Annotated in this window: 16 protein-coding genes; 1 reads left to right on the top strand and 15 read right to left on the bottom strand. The window is 45.2% G+C overall.

The features are described from left to right. Positions 1-9: 9 nt before the first annotated feature. From A7K50_RS08530 to A7K50_RS08475, 12 genes are all read right to left on the bottom strand, one after another. On the bottom strand, positions 10-1,143 hold the full coding sequence (locus A7K50_RS08530) for a peptidoglycan DD-metalloendopeptidase family protein (protein ID WP_020492027.1): 1,134 nt from the start codon (positions 1,141-1,143) through the stop codon (positions 10-12). A gap of 74 nt (positions 1,144-1,217) precedes the next feature. Next, positions 1,218-2,102, bottom strand: a complete 885-nt coding sequence (gene ftsX, locus A7K50_RS08525; RefSeq protein WP_119775555.1) for a permease-like cell division protein FtsX — start codon at positions 2,100-2,102, stop codon at positions 1,218-1,220. After that, on the bottom strand, positions 2,092-2,778 hold the full coding sequence (ftsE, locus tag A7K50_RS08520) for a cell division ATP-binding protein FtsE (RefSeq protein WP_020492025.1): 687 nt from the start codon (positions 2,776-2,778) through the stop codon (positions 2,092-2,094). Before ftsE ends, ftsX begins: the two co-directional genes overlap by 11 nt. Before the next feature lie 257 nt (positions 2,779-3,035). Next, a complete protein-coding gene (locus tag A7K50_RS08515; RefSeq protein ID WP_119775553.1) occupies positions 3,036-4,001 on the bottom strand; it encodes a transketolase family protein in 966 nt (321 codons plus the stop codon). After that, a complete protein-coding gene (locus tag A7K50_RS08510) occupies positions 4,001-4,813 on the bottom strand; it encodes a transketolase (protein ID WP_119775552.1) in 813 nt (270 codons plus the stop codon). Before A7K50_RS08510 ends, A7K50_RS08515 begins: the two co-directional genes overlap by 1 nt. 45 nt (positions 4,814-4,858) lie before the next feature. Further along, positions 4,859-5,966, bottom strand: a protein-coding gene (gene prfB / locus A7K50_RS08505; protein ID WP_243103696.1) for a peptide chain release factor 2 whose coding sequence is annotated in 2 segments (ribosomal slippage) — positions 4,859-5,896 and positions 5,898-5,966 — 1,107 coding nt in all. Because the reading frame shifts where the segments join, the coding sequence is not laid out codon by codon here. 70 nt (positions 5,967-6,036) lie between these two features. After that, positions 6,037-8,547: a preprotein translocase subunit SecA gene (secA, locus tag A7K50_RS08500; protein WP_119775550.1), complete on the bottom strand. Its 2,511-nt coding sequence runs from the start codon at positions 8,545-8,547 to the stop codon at positions 6,037-6,039. 154 nt (positions 8,548-8,701) lie between these two features. Then, positions 8,702-9,232, bottom strand: a complete 531-nt coding sequence (gene raiA / locus A7K50_RS08495; protein ID WP_020492020.1) for a ribosome-associated translation inhibitor RaiA — start codon at positions 9,230-9,232, stop codon at positions 8,702-8,704. A 504-nt stretch (positions 9,233-9,736) separates the two neighbouring features. Next, positions 9,737-10,459 carry a ComF family protein gene (locus tag A7K50_RS08490; protein WP_119775549.1) on the bottom strand — a complete coding sequence of 241 codons (723 nt, stop codon included), beginning with the start codon at positions 10,457-10,459 and terminating at the stop codon, positions 9,737-9,739. Continuing rightward, positions 10,452-12,245 (bottom strand): DEAD/DEAH box helicase family protein, encoded by a 1,794-nt coding sequence (locus A7K50_RS08485; RefSeq protein ID WP_119775547.1) that lies wholly within the window; start codon positions 12,243-12,245, stop codon positions 10,452-10,454. The genes A7K50_RS08490 and A7K50_RS08485 overlap by 8 nt, the downstream gene beginning before the upstream one ends. A 10-nt stretch (positions 12,246-12,255) precedes the next feature. Beyond that, on the bottom strand, positions 12,256-12,627 hold the full coding sequence (locus A7K50_RS08480; RefSeq protein ID WP_026156405.1) for a hypothetical protein: 372 nt from the start codon (positions 12,625-12,627) through the stop codon (positions 12,256-12,258). Positions 12,628-12,686: 59 nt separating this feature from the next. Continuing rightward, positions 12,687-13,913 carry a hypothetical protein gene (locus A7K50_RS08475; protein WP_119775546.1) on the bottom strand — a complete coding sequence of 409 codons (1,227 nt, stop codon included), beginning with the start codon at positions 13,911-13,913 and terminating at the stop codon, positions 12,687-12,689. A gap of 98 nt (positions 13,914-14,011) precedes the next feature. On the opposite strand from A7K50_RS08475, the gene A7K50_RS08470 reads away from it, so the two are divergent. Then, positions 14,012-15,136, top strand: a complete 1,125-nt coding sequence (locus A7K50_RS08470; RefSeq protein ID WP_119775544.1) for a glycosyltransferase — start codon at positions 14,012-14,014, stop codon at positions 15,134-15,136. A 145-nt stretch (positions 15,137-15,281) separates the two neighbouring features. Here A7K50_RS08470 and A7K50_RS08465 read toward each other — a convergent pair whose 3' ends face one another. From A7K50_RS08465 to spoIIID, 3 genes are all read right to left on the bottom strand, one after another. Then, positions 15,282-16,013: a WecB/TagA/CpsF family glycosyltransferase gene (locus tag A7K50_RS08465; protein WP_119775543.1), complete on the bottom strand. Its 732-nt coding sequence runs from the start codon at positions 16,011-16,013 to the stop codon at positions 15,282-15,284. Positions 16,014-16,030: 17 nt separating this feature from the next. Then, positions 16,031-17,020 carry a rod shape-determining protein MreB gene (gene mreB, locus A7K50_RS08460; protein ID WP_020492013.1) on the bottom strand — a complete coding sequence of 330 codons (990 nt, stop codon included), beginning with the start codon at positions 17,018-17,020 and terminating at the stop codon, positions 16,031-16,033. Between the two features lie 224 nt (positions 17,021-17,244). After that, the gene (spoIIID, locus tag A7K50_RS08455; protein WP_015044900.1) at positions 17,245-17,499 is read right to left on the bottom strand and encodes a sporulation transcriptional regulator SpoIIID; all 255 of its coding nucleotides are present in this window, start codon (positions 17,497-17,499) and stop codon (positions 17,245-17,247) included. Positions 17,500-17,947 lie beyond the last annotated feature (448 nt).

Below are 17,947 nucleotides of genomic sequence, written 5' to 3'. Positions count from 1 at the left end.
TCCAATTGATTAAAAATAGGCCATCGGGTTCGTCGGAGTGCCGTCTTTACGCACTTCAAAATGCAGGTGAGCCCCGGTACTCCATCCTGTTGATCCAACATAACCGATTGTTTGGCCGGCTACCACTGTTGTCTTGACTGCAACTGCCCTTGAAGACATATGGCCGTAAAGCGTTGAAATTCCATTACCATGGTCGATAATAATGGCATTTCCATAGGCGCCGTACCAACCGGAAAAGATCACCGTACCGGATCCTGCTGCTACAATCTTCGCCCCGTATGGTGCACCGATATCAACGCCGGTGTGCAGTTTATACTGTTTTGTTATCGGATGAACCCTGTATCCGAAAGTACTGGTAATATACTTGTATCCTGGAGCAGGCCAGACACTAACTGTCCCAGTAACTCCTCCGGTGTTATTCTTCTGCAATTCACGAATTTTTGACTCAAGTGCTTTGGAGTCCTTCTCCAGCTTATCAATTTGTTCGAGCAGCGCTTCCTGATCCTCCTTATTCTCAGCGAGTGCTACTTCTTTTTTTGACTTGCTGCTGTCCAAATAATTCCTTGCTGCTTCCGCCTGTTGTTTTAAGTTCTCCGCCTCATCCATTTTAGCGACTAGAAGTTCCTTTTTTTCATCTAAATCCTGTTTCTGAACGCGAATATCGCTTAAAATGGTTTGATCATTTTCAACTAGGCAGCTTAGATATTCTACTCTGGAAATGAAGTCGGATAAATCTGTGGATTGGAATAGAACTTCCAGATAGTTTACCTGACCTTCTTCATAGATCGCGCGTACCCGACTGCGCAGGGTATCTTGTCTTCCTTTCAGTTCCTGCTGCTTGGCTGTCACTTCCGCTTGAATCGCCGTTACTTCTTCCTGGGCATTCGCATAGGCGTTTTCTTTTTGATCCAGATCCACTTCAGCATCAGAAATCTGGGTTGTCAGCTGCTGAATCTGTTTCTCCATTTGTTGAGCTTTAGTTGTCAGGCTCTTCAGGCTTCCTTCCGCGTTTTTCTGCTGATTAAGAATCTTTTCCTGCTGCTTAAGGGCATCAGACAGTTCATCCGCGGTCACAGGAAAATTGAAAGTAACCATTAGGGTTAAAACAATCAACAAAACAGCCGGTCTTGTCTTTTTAATCATATTTTACGCCATTCCTCCCAAATAAAACTCAAAGCTCGTTAACCTTTGACGTCTAAAACCATAGAAAACTTATTTTAAAGGTTCAAAAATTTTCGTACAGAGAACGCACTTGCCAGAAATCCCATGGAAACTCCGCCCAGAACCATCAGCAAAAGCACATTGATAATGAACTGTTGACTGCTGACAACAGGCAGGAAACTCAAGGTCGATATAATATACTGAAGGAGCCAAGTATAGGTAGACCCAACCAGCGCAACGGCCAGGATTGCCCCGACCATACCGATGACAATCCCTTCGATAATAAAAGGCCAACGGACAAAGGATTTGCTGGCACCAACCAGGCGCATGATTTGAATCTCTTTCTCTCTTGAATTTACATTGGTTTTAATATTTAAAACAATTAAGAAGAAAGAAGCACAGGTAAATGCGGCAACAACGCCAATCCCAACCCAGCGAAGCCACTGAGTAAAGACAATCAGTTTTTCAACAAAGCCCTGTCCATAACGGACTTTTTCGACTCCGGTTAACCCACTTACCTGGGAAGTGATGTCTTTGACGAGACGGGCATCGGTCGTTGTAATTGTAATCTTATCCGGAAATGGGTTCACTCCGCCCAAATCCTCCAGAAGAGAGTCGGAACCCATAGATTCCTGAAATTCTATAATAGCCTGATCTTTAGTGGTAACCGTAACGGTTGCGACACCTTCAAGTTTTTGAATCTGACTTTTTAAATCGGTAATTTGTGCTGTCTCCAGATGATCATTTAAAAACACGGCAATTTCTACCTGGGATTCAAAAGTCTCGGCAATGTTCGATGTGTTGACTAAAAAGAAAACCGAATAACCAAGGATTGTTAAAGAAATCATCACTGTTAAAATGGATGCGGCACTGAGCCAGAAATTTCGTTTCAATGATACCAGAGACTGGATTAGAACATATTTTGCTGAGTTAAGTGACAATTTTATATGCCCCCTCTATGCTGTCATCAACAATCCTGCCTTCTTCAATCTTTATTACCCTCTTATTCATTTGTTCAATAATGTACCTGGCATGTGTTGCCATCACGACCGTGGTACCCAGCTTATTGACATGGTTCAGCAGTTCCATGATACTCCAGGAAGTATCGACGTCGAGATTCCCTGTGGGTTCATCCGCAACCAGCAAAGCGGGTTTGTTGACCAGCGCTCTGGCAATGCAAACGCGCTGTTGTTCGCCTCCTGAAAGTTCGGAAGGGAAGGCATTCTTTTTCTTAGCAAGGCCAACCAAATCCAAAATCGTATTCGTATTATCTCTGGTTTCTTTCATACTTTTACCAATAACCTGCTGGGCAAAAGCAACGTTTTCAAACACGGTTTTTGCCGGGAGCAGCTTGAAATCCTGAAAAATAACACCAATTTTTCTTCTGATCAATGGCACATGGCTGGAAGACATTCTGACAAGATTAACATTATCGATAAGTACCTGTCCCCGCGTGGCAATTTCTTCCCGGTAGAGCAGTTTGATCAGTGTCGATTTGCCAGCCCCGCTGGCACCAACCAGAAATAGAAAATCTCCCTTAGCAACGTCTAGATTGACGCCGAACAGAGCACGGGCACCATTCGGATAAATTTTAGAAACATTCTTTAGCTTAATCATTCATTGTCCTCCGGAAGCCTATTAACACTTAATTCTTCGACATTTTGTGTTATTTTCCTGTCTAAGACAACTAAAAAAATTAAACATTTCCTGAAAAATGGCAAAATCTCAGAAATGCATTCCACAATTGTTAAACGAATAGTGTAAAAAATGAATATATTGACAAATGACGGCAATTGAAAGAACAAATTGAGCAAAAGTAAAAAGCAGAATACTCCTCTTTAGGAATATCCTGCTTATATTTGTTCTGAAGCTCTTTATTTTTTGGCAATGACTCGTTTTACAGCTTCGATAATGTCTTTTGCTGTAAGATGATATTTCACCAGCAATTCATCCGGACGACCGGACTCCCCAAAAACATCATTGATCCCGATCCGGCAGAGTGGAACAGGACAATTTTCGCTTAATACTTCTGCCACAGCACTTCCAAGCCCGCCAATAATACTATGCTCTTCTGCAGTGACAACCGCTCCGGTTCGTTGCGCCATTTGGATAATGGTCTGTTTGTCCAGCGGCTTAACAGAAGCACAATTGACAACCGCAACATTGAAATCCTGCCCGCTAAGTTCATTCGCGGCCTTCAGCGCTTCCGCCACCATAAGTCCATTTGCAATTATGACAGCATCTTTGCCGTCTTTCAGTACATTGGCCTTGCCAATCTCAAACTGATAGGAAGCAGACTCAAAGAGCACCGGTAACGCCAGTCTGCCGAGCCGAATATAGACAGGACCCTGGTAAGCTGCAGCGGCTTTGATGACCTGACTCGTTTCCTCTGCGTCAGCAGGAACCAGTACTGTCATGTTCGGCACCGAACGCATCAGCGCCACATCCTCCACCGCTTGGTGGGAGGCACCGTCTTCACCTACACTGATTCCCGCATGAGTAGCCGCAATCTTCACATTGAGTTTCGGATAAGCGATGGAATTTCTGATCTGTTCGAAGGCCCTTCCTGTCGCAAAGATTGCAAAGGTACTCGCAAAAGGAATTTTGCCCGCCGCTGCCAGCCCTGCAGAAACCCCCATTAAATTTTGTTCGGCTATCCCCATGTTGATAAAACGCTCCGGAAAGACCTTGGCAAAATCAGCCGTTTTTGTTGATTTGGACAAATCGGCATCCAAAACAACAATATCCTTATTCTCCTCGCCAAGCTGCACAAGCGTTTTTCCGTAGGCATCTCTTGTTGCAACTTTTTGCGCTTTATTCAGATCAAACATCTCTGCCATTAGTTTTCACCTCTCAGTTCAGCCAGGGCTGCTTCCGCTTGATCAGGACTGGGTGCATTTCCATGCCAGCCCGCCTGGTTTTCCATAAAGGATACCCCTTTTCCTTTAATGGTTTTGGCGATAATCATTGTCGGTTTGCCCTGCACTTGTTTCGCTGCTTCCAGGGTATCCGTCAGTGCTTGAATGTCATGACCATTAATCTCCAAAACATTCCATCCAAAGGCTCTCCATTTGTCGGCAAGTGGAGAAGAATTCATGACTTTTTCCGTTGCCCCGTCAATTTGAAGCCCGTTAAAGTCGAGAATGCCAATCAAATTATCGAGCTGATAATGGGCTGCCGCCATTGCCGCTTCCCAAACCAGACCCTCATTCATTTCACCATCACCTACGAGGCAATATACTTTGTAGGTTTTTTGATCCATTTTGCCGGCTAGGGCCATACCGACTGCCGCTGAAATACCCTGTCCCAGAGAACCTGTGGACATATCGACTCCCGGGACCTTTTTCATATCCGGGTGCCCCTGAAGAAAGTGCCCGGTCTGCCGAAGATGCTGCAGTTCTTCGCGCGAAAAATATCCTTTCTCCGCCAAGGCTGCATATAGTACCGGGGCAGCATGCCCTTTACTGAGCACGAAACGATCCCGCTCGGACCATCCAGGATTGGCCGGATCAATATTCATGATTCGGAAATATAAGACAGCAAGGATATCTGCGGCCGAAAGGCTGCCGCCAGGATGGCCTGATTTAGCTTTTAGCAGCATTTCGATGATGTCCTGACGTATTCTGCAAGCGATTTTTTTTAAATGTGACATGTTATAAGGGTCCTCCTTTGCTTTGTTCCGATCCTTTGTTCCGAGTTATTTATTCTGTCCGACGATATGCTGAAGGTACGTCGAAATGAATGGATCAATTTCCCCGTCCATCACCGCATTGACATTCCCAGTTTCATAGCTGGTCCGATGGTCTTTAACCATGCTGTATGGATGAAAGACATAAGACCGAATCTGGCTCCCCCAGGCAATATCATTTTGCTCTCCACGGACCTCAGATATTTCCTCTTCCTGTTGTTTTCGCTTTAATTCTAAAAGCTTTGCCTGAAGAACCCGCATGCAATAAGCCCTGTTCTGAATCTGTGAGCGTTCGCTCTGACACTGAACAATAATTCCGGTAGGAAGATGGGTGATCCGGACTGCCGAGTCCGTTTTATTAACATGCTGCCCGCCGGCTCCGCCTGAACGGTACGTGTCCACCTTTAAATCTTCAGCATCAATGGTTATTTCCGTATCATCAGTGACTTCGGGAATCACATCGACTGAGGCAAAGGAAGTGTGCCGCCGTCCGGAGGCGTCAAAAGGAGAGATACGCACCAGACGGTGTACCCCTTTCTCACATTTGGTATAGCCATAGGCATTTTCCCCGGCTAATGAAAATGTCGCACTTTTAATACCTGCTTCTTCTCCCGGGAGAAGATCAAGCGTCTCGACTTTAAATCCCCGGCGTTCACCCCAGCGTACATACATCCTGTACAGCATCTGTACCCAATCTTGGGATTCTGTCCCGCCTGCACCGGAATGCAACGTTATAATCGCATTATTACGGTCATAAGGCCCGCTGAGCAAGATCTCAAGCTCCAAATCAGCAAACGTGTTTTTCAATTCAACAATGGTGTTTTCAATTTCCGGTTCCAAAGAGATATCGTCTTCCTCTACAGCCAGCTCCCAGAGCCCAGCAATGTCCTCAATCTGTTCCTGAAGCTGTTGATGAACCGTAACCTTATCCTTCTCTCGGGTCAATTCCTGCATAACCTTTTGCGCTGCAGAAGGGTCATCCCAGAAGCCAGGTTTGTTGAGTTCGTCCTCAAGCTTGGCAATCTTTATCTGACGGCCAGCAACGTCAAAGAGAAACCCTCAAATCTGCTAAACGCATTTTTAGATTCTCAATTTCTTTCTTCCAATCGGTGAGCATTTTTCCACCCCTAGATTATTTTTTCCAAAGCTTATTAAAGTAAAACAAATCTGTTTTGTCAATACTTTATTTAGCTGTTGATTCCGCAACATTTTTTATATTTCTTCCCGCTTCCGCAAGGACAGGGATCATTCCGGCCAATCTGCTCCCCGATTTTACGGGGCTTTTTGATATGTTCCTGTTCTTCCTCATAACGGTTCTCTGAGACCTTTTGTGCCTGTTCAGGGACCTGCGTTGTAATCCGAGGCGTTACTCTCAGGATATAAGTAGCGACGTCCTCCTGGATGGATTCTACCATGCCCTGAAACATATCAAAAGCTTCATTCTTGTATTCAAGGAGCGGATCACGCTGTCCGTAAGCTCTTAAACCAATCCCCTCCCGAAGGCTGTCCATCGCATCAAGGTGTTCCTTCCAACGGGTATCTACAACCTGAAGGACTACTGCTCTTTCAATTTGGCGCATAAGCTCTGAACCGTACTGGGCTTCTCTGCTCTCATATAATTCATGTATACCGTCAATCAATAGCTCTTCAACTTCTTCTTTAGCTAAATTACCAATCTGTTCAGGTGTAAATTCATGATCAGGTAAAATAACATTGTCGACATAATCTAGGAAACTGACCATATCCCATTCTTCCGGATACGGACTGTTTCCGCTGTAACGTGCAATGGTATCAGCAATGACTTTTTCAATCATTTCCATTACCTGTTCCTTAAGGTTTTCTCCTGTAAGAACGGATCTGCGCTGTGAGTAGATAATCTCACGCTGCTTGTTCATGACATCGTCATAATTCAGCACGTGTTTACGGATGTCAAAGTTTCTGCCTTCGACTCTCTTTTGGGCTGTTTCAATACTGCGGCTCACAATTCTGGATTCGACAGGAACACTATCATCCATCCCGAGTTTGTCCATCAGTCCTGCAATATTGTCGCCACCGAAAAGCCGCATCAAATCATCATCAAGCGAAATATAGAACTGGGAAGATCCCGGGTCACCCTGACGTCCGGAACGTCCCCGCAGCTGATTATCAATCCGGCGGGATTCATGCCTTTCCGTTCCGATAATATGCAATCCGCCAAGTTCTTTGACGCCTTCCCCAAGAACAATATCTGTTCCTCTGCCTGCCATATTGGTTGCAATGGTTACCATACCCGGTTCCCCCGCCTTGGCGACGATCTGGGCTTCCAGTTCATGAAACTTAGCATTTAGCACCTGGTGCGGAACACCTTTCTTTTTTAGCATGTCGCTGAGCTTCTCGGATTTTTCAATGGAAATCGTTCCAACAAGTACTGGCTGACTCTTGGCATTCTTCTCCGCAATGTCCGCAACTACGGCGTTAAACTTGCCCTCTTCCGTCCTGTAGATAACATCAGGCAGATCCTGTCTGACCATTGGAAGATTTGTCGGCACTTCTACGACGTCCAACCTGTAAATATTAATAAATTCTTGTTCTTCCGTTTTCGCGGTACCAGTCATGCCGCCAAGTTTCTTAAACATCCGAAAAAAGTTTTGAAACGTAATGGTTGCCAGCGTCTGAGACTCTCTCTCAATCTTGACGTTTTCCTTGGCTTCAATCGCTTGATGAAGTCCCTCGCTGTATCTGCGTCCAAACATTAAGCGGCCTGTAAATTCATCAACAATAATAACCTGGCCATCCTTCACCACATAGTCGCGGTCACGCTTGAACAGGGTATGCGCTTTCAAAGCCTGATTGACGTGATGCGCAACTTCATTGTGCAGGTCATCGTATAAGTTATCCACCCCAAGCATGGTTTCAACCCTGGATACCCCATTCTCCGTCAATGTTACAACTCTGTCTTTTTCATTAACATGATAGTCTTCCTCCGGTTTAAGGCGGGGGACAACCTTTGCAACTCGGTAATACAGCTCTGTAGGTTTATCAGCTTCTCCGGAAATAATCAGTGGTGTCCTGGCTTCATCGATCAGAATCGAGTCAACTTCGTCCACAATGGCATAATTGAGCTCCCGTTGGACGACAGCGGCAGGATTGACGGACATATTATCTCTTAGATAGTCGAATCCGAATTCATTATTCGTGCCATACGTAATGTCGGCATTATAGCTAGTCCGCCGTTGTTCGTGCGTAAGACCATGCACGATCAAACCAACGGATAAACCAAGGAAGTTATAAACCTGTCCCATCCAGTTGGCATCACGGGTAGCCAGATAATCGTTAACCGTCACAACATGGACACCCAGCCCGGTTAAGGCATTTAGATACGTAGGCAAGGTTGCAACCAGCGTTTTGCCTTCCCCTGTCTTCATTTCAGCGATTCTTCCATCGTGAAGGACCATTCCGCCGATAAGCTGAACATCATAGTGCCGCTGTCCGAGAACTCTTTTTGAAGCCTCCCTGACGACTGCAAAGGCTTCCGGCAAAAGATCATCCAATGTCTCGCCCTGTTCCAGTCTTTCCTTGAATTCTACTGTTTTTGCTCTGAGTTCATCATCAGAGAGCACCTGTATAGATGGTTCCAGCTGATTGATTTTATCAACTTTCTTTTGGTACTTTTTTATATCTCTGGCGTTGTCATCAATCAAATTTTTTAAAAAACCCATTTTGGTCCACCTTTCACCTTGCGCGGTGTGCTTAATATGATTATTCTATCACTGTCTTACTGAAGGTTCAATCTGAGCAAAAAGATATCCCGCATAGGCGGGACACTTTTTTGCTCAGGATATGCGATTAATAAACCTGAGTCGTTCATCTGTTTTAGTATTCCGGCTCCAGTAAGCCATAACCGCCGTGTTTGCGCCGGTAAACAATATTTATCTGCTCCGTATCTGCATTGGCAAATACGAAAAAATTATGTCCGATCAGGTCCATCTGCATCACTGCTTCGTCAATCGACATAAGCTTAGCTGAAAACTTTTTCGTTTTTACAATGCTATTATTATCAAAGATTTCTTCATCATCATCGAGGATATAGCTCGGCTCCTCCTTCGCGGATTTTATTCTCTTTTTCCCAATACGCTTGCGGTATTTTTCCATTTGGCGTTCCAGCTTATCCACTACCAGGTCGATGGAGGAATACATATCATCTGTTTCTTCCTCACCTCTCAGGAGAAATCCGTTCAGCGGGGCAGTAACCTCAACTTTTTGACGTTCTTTTTCTACGGACAGCATGACTTGAATATCGAGAAAATCATCGGAGTACTTCTCCAGCTTACGGACTCTTTTTTCAACATAATCCTTCAGCGCGTCCGTTATTTTCATTTGCTTGCCTCGAACATTGATATTCATAGTCTCAACCCCTTTCGCCTGATATAGTATTATAATTCATCTTTTCTAATTAAATTCCTGCCATATTTTATCTTTGTCTAGAAGTATTATTACCTTAACAAACTGAAAACATCCTGAGAAGCAGTATCTTGTTAACCTTAAAATGATATATAATGGCCATCCATGGCTATTGAAGGATCGAGGCATACCCAGGCGCACTGACGTCCAGGGATGGACTAATACCACGGTGCCATGGATAGCAAGAAACAGTAGATAACGCAGTATTGCGAAAAATTTGCCGTCAGGATATATGGGATTTCGGGTTAATATGAGACTAGCATTTCGGTTTATTGAAGTTATACACAACAAATTGTGGATAATGTTGATAACTTTACTTTTTGGCGTATATTTTCATTTTTATTGGTGGATAAAATTGTGAGCAGTCCATCGATTAGTACAATAGTCCTATTTTTGTCTTTATTCTGCAATTTTCTGTAAAAAATAATTTTTCTTCGGCAAATTGTCTTATTCTTCTTTACCCGCGCCAAGACAAAAAGCATAGACCTTTTTTACCCCATTCTTTTTTAGTACCCCGGCGCATTCTTCGAGTGTTGAGCCTGTTGTCACCACATCATCAATCAGCCAGACAATTTCCCTGAGATCACTGTAATCGGGTTTAACTGAGAAGGCGTCCCGGAGGTTCCGTAGCCTTTGTCTGCGTCCAAGTGTAGTCTGAGGAATTGTATCCTTCATTCGGTCAAGCAGATTCTGATAGGGAATTACCAGCTGTCTACTGATGATTGAGGCCAGCACCTCTGCTTGATTGAATCCTCTTTGAGCCAGCCTGTCCCGATGCATCGGTACCGGAATCACTAGGTCAGGAGGCGGCAAGCTGCGGATTACCCATGGTATGATCATTTCTGCCAGAGACGCCAGCAAATATGGCTGTCCCTTATATTTAATTTGCTGGACCAGTTCTTTCCAGGCACCTTTGTAATGACCCAGGCAGGTTACCTTATCCAATCTTTTCGGGCCTTTTCCTGTTTCACAATTTCGGCAACGTGTTTTGGTCTCGGCAAGAATTTTGCCGCAAGAATCGCAGCGAGGCAAATCCGGAAAGAAGTAGGTCTGCTGACAAATCAGACAGACCGGTTCGGCTGATACATTGCCGCAAAGCAGACAATACGCTGTCTTTTCATACCACAAAAGCGCTGCGTTTTCTTTAAGTTTCGAGAATAGATCAACCATTCAGACAGCCCCATTCTTCAGCTAGCCTATTCTGGTCCTGAATCCAGCGATTGGCCTCGATCATGGCCCGGGTTTGTTTGGCATAAATAAAAACAGCTCTTCCAACCGGACATTCTGCACTCCGGCCCGTTCTGCCGGCCATCTGGACCAAAGCCCTCGCATCATAGAGGGCATGATCCGCAAATAAAACTGCAACCTGTACACCTTTGATGGTTATGCCTCTTTCTAAAATGGATGTACAGACAAAAATATCAATATCGCCCTGCCTGAAAAGTACGGTTTTTTTTCTCCTTGCAGCATCTGAGCTCCAGCTTCCCTCCACGCACAGATCGCCAAAAGCTGTTTTCAGCACACCCGTCCATTCTTTAACCAACGCAACTGTGGGGACAAAGACCAGAATCGGACCGTCCGTAATTAATTCCAGCAATATTTTTTTTAATTTAACCACCGAACGATCCCCGGTCAATCTATTTTTTTGCCATTCAGGGACCGGAACAGGAAAGCCATGATGTCTAGCAGGGAGTCTGACAATCGTGCATTCCCGGCTCTTGACCCGTGATAGAATTTTTGCAGATGGTGTCGCTGTCAGACAGATAATTTGCCCATCTGGCCTTAACGCCTGTCTGATTCCATATTCCAGGACGCTGCTTCCTTCATACGGATAGGCGTCAGTCTCATCAAGAATAATCAAGTGAAAAGCCTGATAGAATCTCAGAACCTGATGCGTTGTTGCGACGGTTAGCTTTGAGGGCTCCATATCCTGCGGCAGCGCTCCACTTAGAATTTTGATATTGTATTCCAAAAAATTTTTCTGCAAACGAGGCTGGACATCATGCACAACGTCCTGTCTAGGTGCCGCAAAAAGAACCTTCTTATTTTGACGCAAAAAACTGTCGATTAAAGGGAAACAAACCTCTGTTTTTCCAGCACCGCAAGCGGCCCAAAGCAGCGTTTCTTTTGCTTTTTGCCGGTGCACCTGCTGCCAAAGCTCTCCGGCTGTCTTTTCCTGCGCAAAAGTAAATTCCAGACTATAATTCCGGACAGTTTGATCTGGTTCACACTTATCCGTATCCATCTGTGTTTGACCCACAACATCGACGGAATGAAGCCTAAAAAGAATTTGCAGAGAATTGAGCGGTCCAATTTCCCGACAGTCAAGGCAGGTATATGTATCGCCATACAGTGATGGCCATTCTTCATAATGACTGCTTCCGCAGCGCCGGCAGAAATACGTGGATCGAACCTGTTCAAAAATCGGCAGCCACGCTGCATTTCCACTCTGCACAGCTTTTTGCATGAAGCCCAGAAGTTCCTTCGTACTAACGCCGAGCTCCTTCTCCACAATCCAAAACTCATTCTCGGCAAGCTGCCTGCCCTCCGCCATTCTTAGGAATTTTTGGTATATGGTTTCATTCTGCAGTACTTCAATATTGAATGCCTCCGGCAAGGCCTCCCGGCTAATATTCTGCCACCAAACCTTCTCTCGAACACCCATATTTTCTTTTTTCATACGCTTTGTTAGCTTTTGGGCAAGCTTATTTTCAAAGTCCCTGTTTATGACTGGTGCTGATGGCAGCACCGGTGAAAATGGCGGCGTGGCTGGTTGGGCGCTTACTGGTTGCACTGTTGGTTTTTTATCAGGCAGCTCTGCTGTGATGGCCAGCAGCTTTTCTAACGGCAACCCAGGGCTCAAATACCTTGTCCACCCTCCCAGGATCAGGCCCGCAGAAGGCAGTGGAGAAAAACAGAATTCTTCATTGTCTTTGGCTAAAATGTAGAAAAGCACGCTTTTGTCCTTATCCTTTCTGAGTATATTGAACCATCAGGCCAGGAAAACGTCTTTCCAGACGGGTCTTGGTTCTTTCCTGCTCGTCTTTAGGAATATTGGCATTCTCCTGCGGCAGCTCTATGCTGACAATCATCCCCTCCTGCCTGTTTCGTGTTTTTCTGACCATGTAAATTTCTTTTTCAATATCCTCATGGTCAAATTCCCTGGCCTCAATAGCCAAAATCACATTGTCAGTGATTGTCTTCACCTGCCGCGATTTATTTGTTCCAAAAGCCTCAATCCGTTCAGACAGGGCATCCGGAAGCTCCCACTCATATTGTCCTGCCCATAGCCAAAGAATAATCAAACCTACCACCAATACCCCATAGATAAGCATCATGTACCTGACCTGCCTTTGCCGTAAATCATTCATTCTTCTGATTATTCCTATCATATGCTTCAGCTAAGCAAGGCGGTTCTTATCTTCTTCTGATTCTCTGCTTTTTCCCCGGTATTCATCCCGACCAGCAGCCAAAACAAGATGCCGATCATCCCAAAAGACATATCCACATCAATCAGGCTGTGCAGTCCCAAAAATAGAGCTGCTGCTTTTGTGCAGATCGTTCCGAGATTATCCCCGTTCCAAAGGTCCTGGACAAAGCTCCTAAGTCCTTGCCAGGCCCAAAGCATTAAGAACAAGACGGCAATGATCCCCTGATTTAAAAGCACCCGACAAAATGAAGAATGGGTATCCAATGTCCAATAAGGAGTGGTTTGAATAAAGGAAAAACCGAGCCATCCTCCCGCCTGCGGCAGAAAATATGCATCTCTGGCAAGCCGGATACTGTCAGCGTAATACGCAATTCTTTCCGCCAGGCTGGTATTTGTCCAGGAACATAAATGACTGAAGGGCACCTGTATACTTGAAACTGCAGGGTAAAGGACAATGATCAAACACACAAAAAGTATTATTCCGACTGACACCTGAGAACGCTTTTCGGTTACAGTTCTGATGCTGCCCATATTTATAATATTCTTTTGAGTTAAAGCTCTCTTTTTTAGCAATAGAATCGGAATAAACAACAAAAGCAGCAGCACCGAAGCCCTTGATCCTGTGGATAGAATACTTATCCCCAGCAGCAACAAGAAAAATGGGTTAAATTTCCTTTTTCTCAATATTACCATTAATTGGCACACAAGAAAAGCTGCAGCAGAATTTGGATATCCGAAACAGAAGGCATAGCGCCCTTCTTCCGGCGGGCCAGGCGGCAGCCAGATATTTTCACTTCCGGGCAGCCAGGACAGTACCACCGCCAAAATTGTCAGCCATGTCATTCTGTTTAAAAACCTATTTGCTTCCCCGGCAGCCGCCAGCTGTATTCCCCATAAATAAACGGATAAATATACCAGCCAGCGGAACGCTTCCAGCCAGCCGTCAATTGCCCTGACTGGACTGAATAATCCCGCCAGCGAAAAAAGGCTCAGCAGCAAAAAAATGCTCACCGGATTACGAAAAAAATTTTTGGCGACGACCGTTATAAGACAAACTTGTTTCCAGTGAACAATCGTGTAGAATATTAAGACAGCACCCAAGACAAGCCACTCCCGGATAAAGAAAATCCCGTGGCATATCATACCCAAAAACATAAACACACTTAGGAAATTTTCTGTCCTCCCGTCATTCACCTTAATCCTCCGCAGGACTTGCAAGTCCAATCATATTTCTCTATCATATTTATAACAGCAGAGAAATATTATGCCAAAGGCTTTGGAGGAGGCAATCTATGTCGATTAATGTTCTTCATCTGATTGGGGGCGGCGAGATCGGGGGGGCTGAGCAGAACGTTCTGAATCTTCTGAAAAATCTGGACAGGCAAAACGTGAATCCTTTTTTGGGATGTCTGGCCAAGGGCTCTGTGCTGGCATCATGCGCACAGTCTTTCGGCATCCCATCTGAAATATTCCCCATGCTGTTCCCTTTTGACCTCTCCCCTTTGCCTACCATTATTGCTTTCTGCCGCAAACATAAGATTGCGTTAATCCATGCCCATGGCACAAGGGGTAACCTTCTGGGGCGGATCGTCGCGAGACTCACCAAAATTCCCTGCATTTCAACCATCCACAGCCTGCCGGAATACGATTATCCGTCTTCCCTCAAAGGCAGGATTTCTCTCTGGGTCGATAACCTCACCCTGCCCTGGTCTGCCGGTATTATTGCGGTATCCGTCAGTCTTAGCCAATCCGCCGCCATCCGGCTGAACAGGAAAGGATTAACTTTGCCGGTAAACGTAATCTATAACGGTAGTGAAATATTTACATTCACGCAACCAGACCAAATGCTCAAGACCTTCCGTGAACAATGGTCAATCCCGGATCATTGTCTTGTTATCGGAACGATTGGTCGTCTGCACCCGGTGAAAGGACAATCTTATCTGATTGAAGCAATGAAATTGCTGACTACGGAAATCCCTAACCTTCACCTGCTCATCATTGGTGAAGGCCCCCTTCATGATCAACTAACCGAACAGCTGAAGCTTTCCGGACTTCCATTTACGCTGACCGGCTACCTGCCTTCAGCCTGGCAGGCCCTGCCGGCGATGGATCTGTTTGTATTTCCTTCCCTGAGCGAAGGAATGGGACTGGTTTTACTGGAAGCCGCTCAAGCCGGAATCCCGATTATAGCTTCCAAGGTCGGCGGGATCCCTGAACTTCTGGAAGACCACAAAGAAGCCCTGCTCGTTCCACCGGCTGACCCTGCGGCGCTGGCGCTGGCCTGCAGCAAGGTGCTCAAGGACAGGGATTTTTCTGCCGAAATGACTGCGAGATCCAGGCAAAAAGCAAGCCTCTTTTCCGTTGAAAAAATGGTTCAGGATACGATAGCTTTTTATGAGAAAATAATGAAAAATTAATAAGCTAAGTGCGTTGTAAAACGGCCACTTAGCTTTTGTTTATAGTCTGATTGGAACTCGGCTGATTGTGATCTGAGAGTAGGCTTCATCATTCGTAATTATTATCGATTATACCGATAAAGATTAACTAATTTAATCTGTTATTTTAGGAGCCACGTTCCGGAAAATATTTCTGTTTCAAAACCCTTAGAAGGTACATTGGAAGTACGACTTGCCTTTTTATCCGGCCCGGTTCGCTAATTAGCCGGTAAAGCCATTCCAGCCCTGATTGCCGGAATATCCCAGGGGCACGTTTCACTTCTCCGGACATTACGTCGAATGACCCCCCGACACCCATACTTACTTTAGCCAGCCCTGGATGTTGATGATTCCAGTATTCCTGCCTGGGGGCGCCCAAGCCAATCAAAAGAATATCCGGTGCAAATTGCCTGATCTGCTCAATCATCTCGGGCTCTTCTGCCTGCGTAAAATAGCCATGATGGCACGCCAAGGCTATCTCCGGATACCCCAGGCTCTGCTGCCGAATAACTTTTTCCGCAATGCCCGGCTTCGCGCCCAACAGAAATATTCTCCATCCGTGACGGTTGCTTTCCCCGAAAATCCCTGCTGTCAGGTCGATGCCCGTTACTCTTTCTTTGACCGGGTAACCAAGTTTTCGAGCAGCCCAAACGACGCCTACCCCATCCGGTACGACAAGACCAGCTGAATTGATGACTTTCCGAAGACCGGCATCATGTTCAGCTTTATAAATTAATTCGGGATTTGCGGTTACAATCCGAAGTTCCTGCCCCAGCGAAATTGTGTGTTCGATGGCTTCAAGACAGTCATGCAAACCAACCGAGTCGATACGCGTTCCCAATATTTCTAATGATTTCATTCTGATCCTCGGGATTCTCACTTAAAACTGTTTTTAAGGACTTTACCTGTCCCTAAAGCAACACAGGAAATCGGATGATCGGCAAGGGTAACAATAAGTCCCGTCTCCTTAGAAATCCTCAAATCCAGGGAATTCACCATCGATCCTCCACCGGTGAGTACGATTCCTCTGTTCATAATATCCGCAGCGAGTTCCGGCGGCGTACGCTCCAGAACATCTTTAACTCCGGCTATAATTACTTCCAGTGATTCTTCCATCGCTTTATATGTTATTTTTGAATCTACCGTAATGGTCTTCGGGAGTCCGGTGATGAGATCCCTTCCTCTAACATCGATCTCTGCGCCGTCTGTTTTCCCTTCCGGAACGGCGCAGCCGACTCTGATTTTGATATCTTCCGCTGTTCTTTCCCCGATCATCAAATTGAATTCTCTCCGAATAAACCTGATAATAGATTCATCCAGTTTATCCCCGCCCATGCGGATGCTTTTTTTGGTTACGATTCCACCCAGGCTGATTACTGCAATATCTGTCGTTCCGCCGCCGATATCGACGATCATGTTTCCTTCGGGCCCGTATATATCCATACCAGCCCCCAGGGCAGCTGCATAAGGTTCCTCAATTACTTTGACCTGTCCGGCACCGGCTTTCATAGCAGCTTGTCTTACAGCCCTTTCTTCAACTTCGGTGACTCCCGACGGTATACAGACAACAACTCTATTTTTTAAAAAAGGCCAGTTTTTTATTCCTGCTTTTTTGAGTAAATATTTCAACATGATTTCGGTAGTCTGATAATCTGCAATGACTCCATCCCTCATCGGCCTGATAGCCGTAATGCTTCCGGGAGTCCTGCCAATCATCATTCTGGCCTCTTCCCCCACCGCAATTCTTCTACCTGTGCTCTTATCAATCGCAACGACCGAAGGCTCGTGCAAAACGATACCCCTGCCTTGTGCATAGACCAGAACACTCGCCGTGCCTAAATCAATCCCAAGATCAGTCCCAAACATCAGGTGTTGCCCCTTTCACTCCACAATTCTATTGGCTTGTCCCATGAAAATAAGAAAGACTTGGCAGACGCCAAGCTTTAACATGCAGGGCGGCAGCTAAAATTAAATCTCCCTTTAGGGGAGATTTTTTTCATGACTCCGTTCATATTATTCGATGTAATTTTATGTTTTCCTCTTTCTTTCCGTTTTTTACGACCTATATTTTCTGACTGGTCTTTCAGGAGCTAATCCTCCGTATGCATGTATTTCTTCTTGGTTGCTTCTCCTCCCCGAATATGCCTCTCGGCTTTATTGCTTTCAAGGACATGCTTGACCTGAGAGGAAAGCCGTTTGTTAATCAACGGCAATCTTTCTGTTACATCTTTATGTACCGTCGACTTGGATACCCCGAATATTTGTGCGGTCTGCCGCACTGTACAGCTTGATTCTATAATATAGTTGCCAATATCTAAAGCTCTTCTTTTGATATGTTCCTGCACTCTCCCTCTCCCCTTTGTACCTGCAATGTTTTAGTTCATTTATATGCTGGTACAAATGAAAAAGACATCCTAAAGAGGATGTCCCTTACTGGTAAATAATGTACACTGATTCGCAGGCAGAGAACTCCTCGCACAGTCTTGAAATGCCGAAAGAAGTTCAGATCACAGCTGACCATTTATTTAGAATTCCTTTTTTAAGCTATCCAAATTTCTAGAGCCCAAACATTTTACAGCAACAATTTCTGATCCGCTTAATCCGTAAAATCCATTATTTTATATTGACAAGAAAACTTTTCTATGTTACGCTCTGCTGAGCTGAATAATCTACTAAAACCATTGAAGTGGAGATCAAACCGAAGGTATGCGCCTCCAGAGAGCGGGGAATGGTGGAAACCCTGCGGAAATGCAACTTGGCAAATGGACCACTGAGGGCAAGGTGAAAGGGTAT

This window comes from Dehalobacter sp. MCB1, from assembly GCF_003590275.1.
GTDB lineage: Bacteria > Bacillota > Desulfitobacteriia > Desulfitobacteriales > Syntrophobotulaceae > Dehalobacter.
Note: the sequence above shows the minus strand (reverse complement) of the source record. Positions and strands in the feature narration are given on the sequence as shown.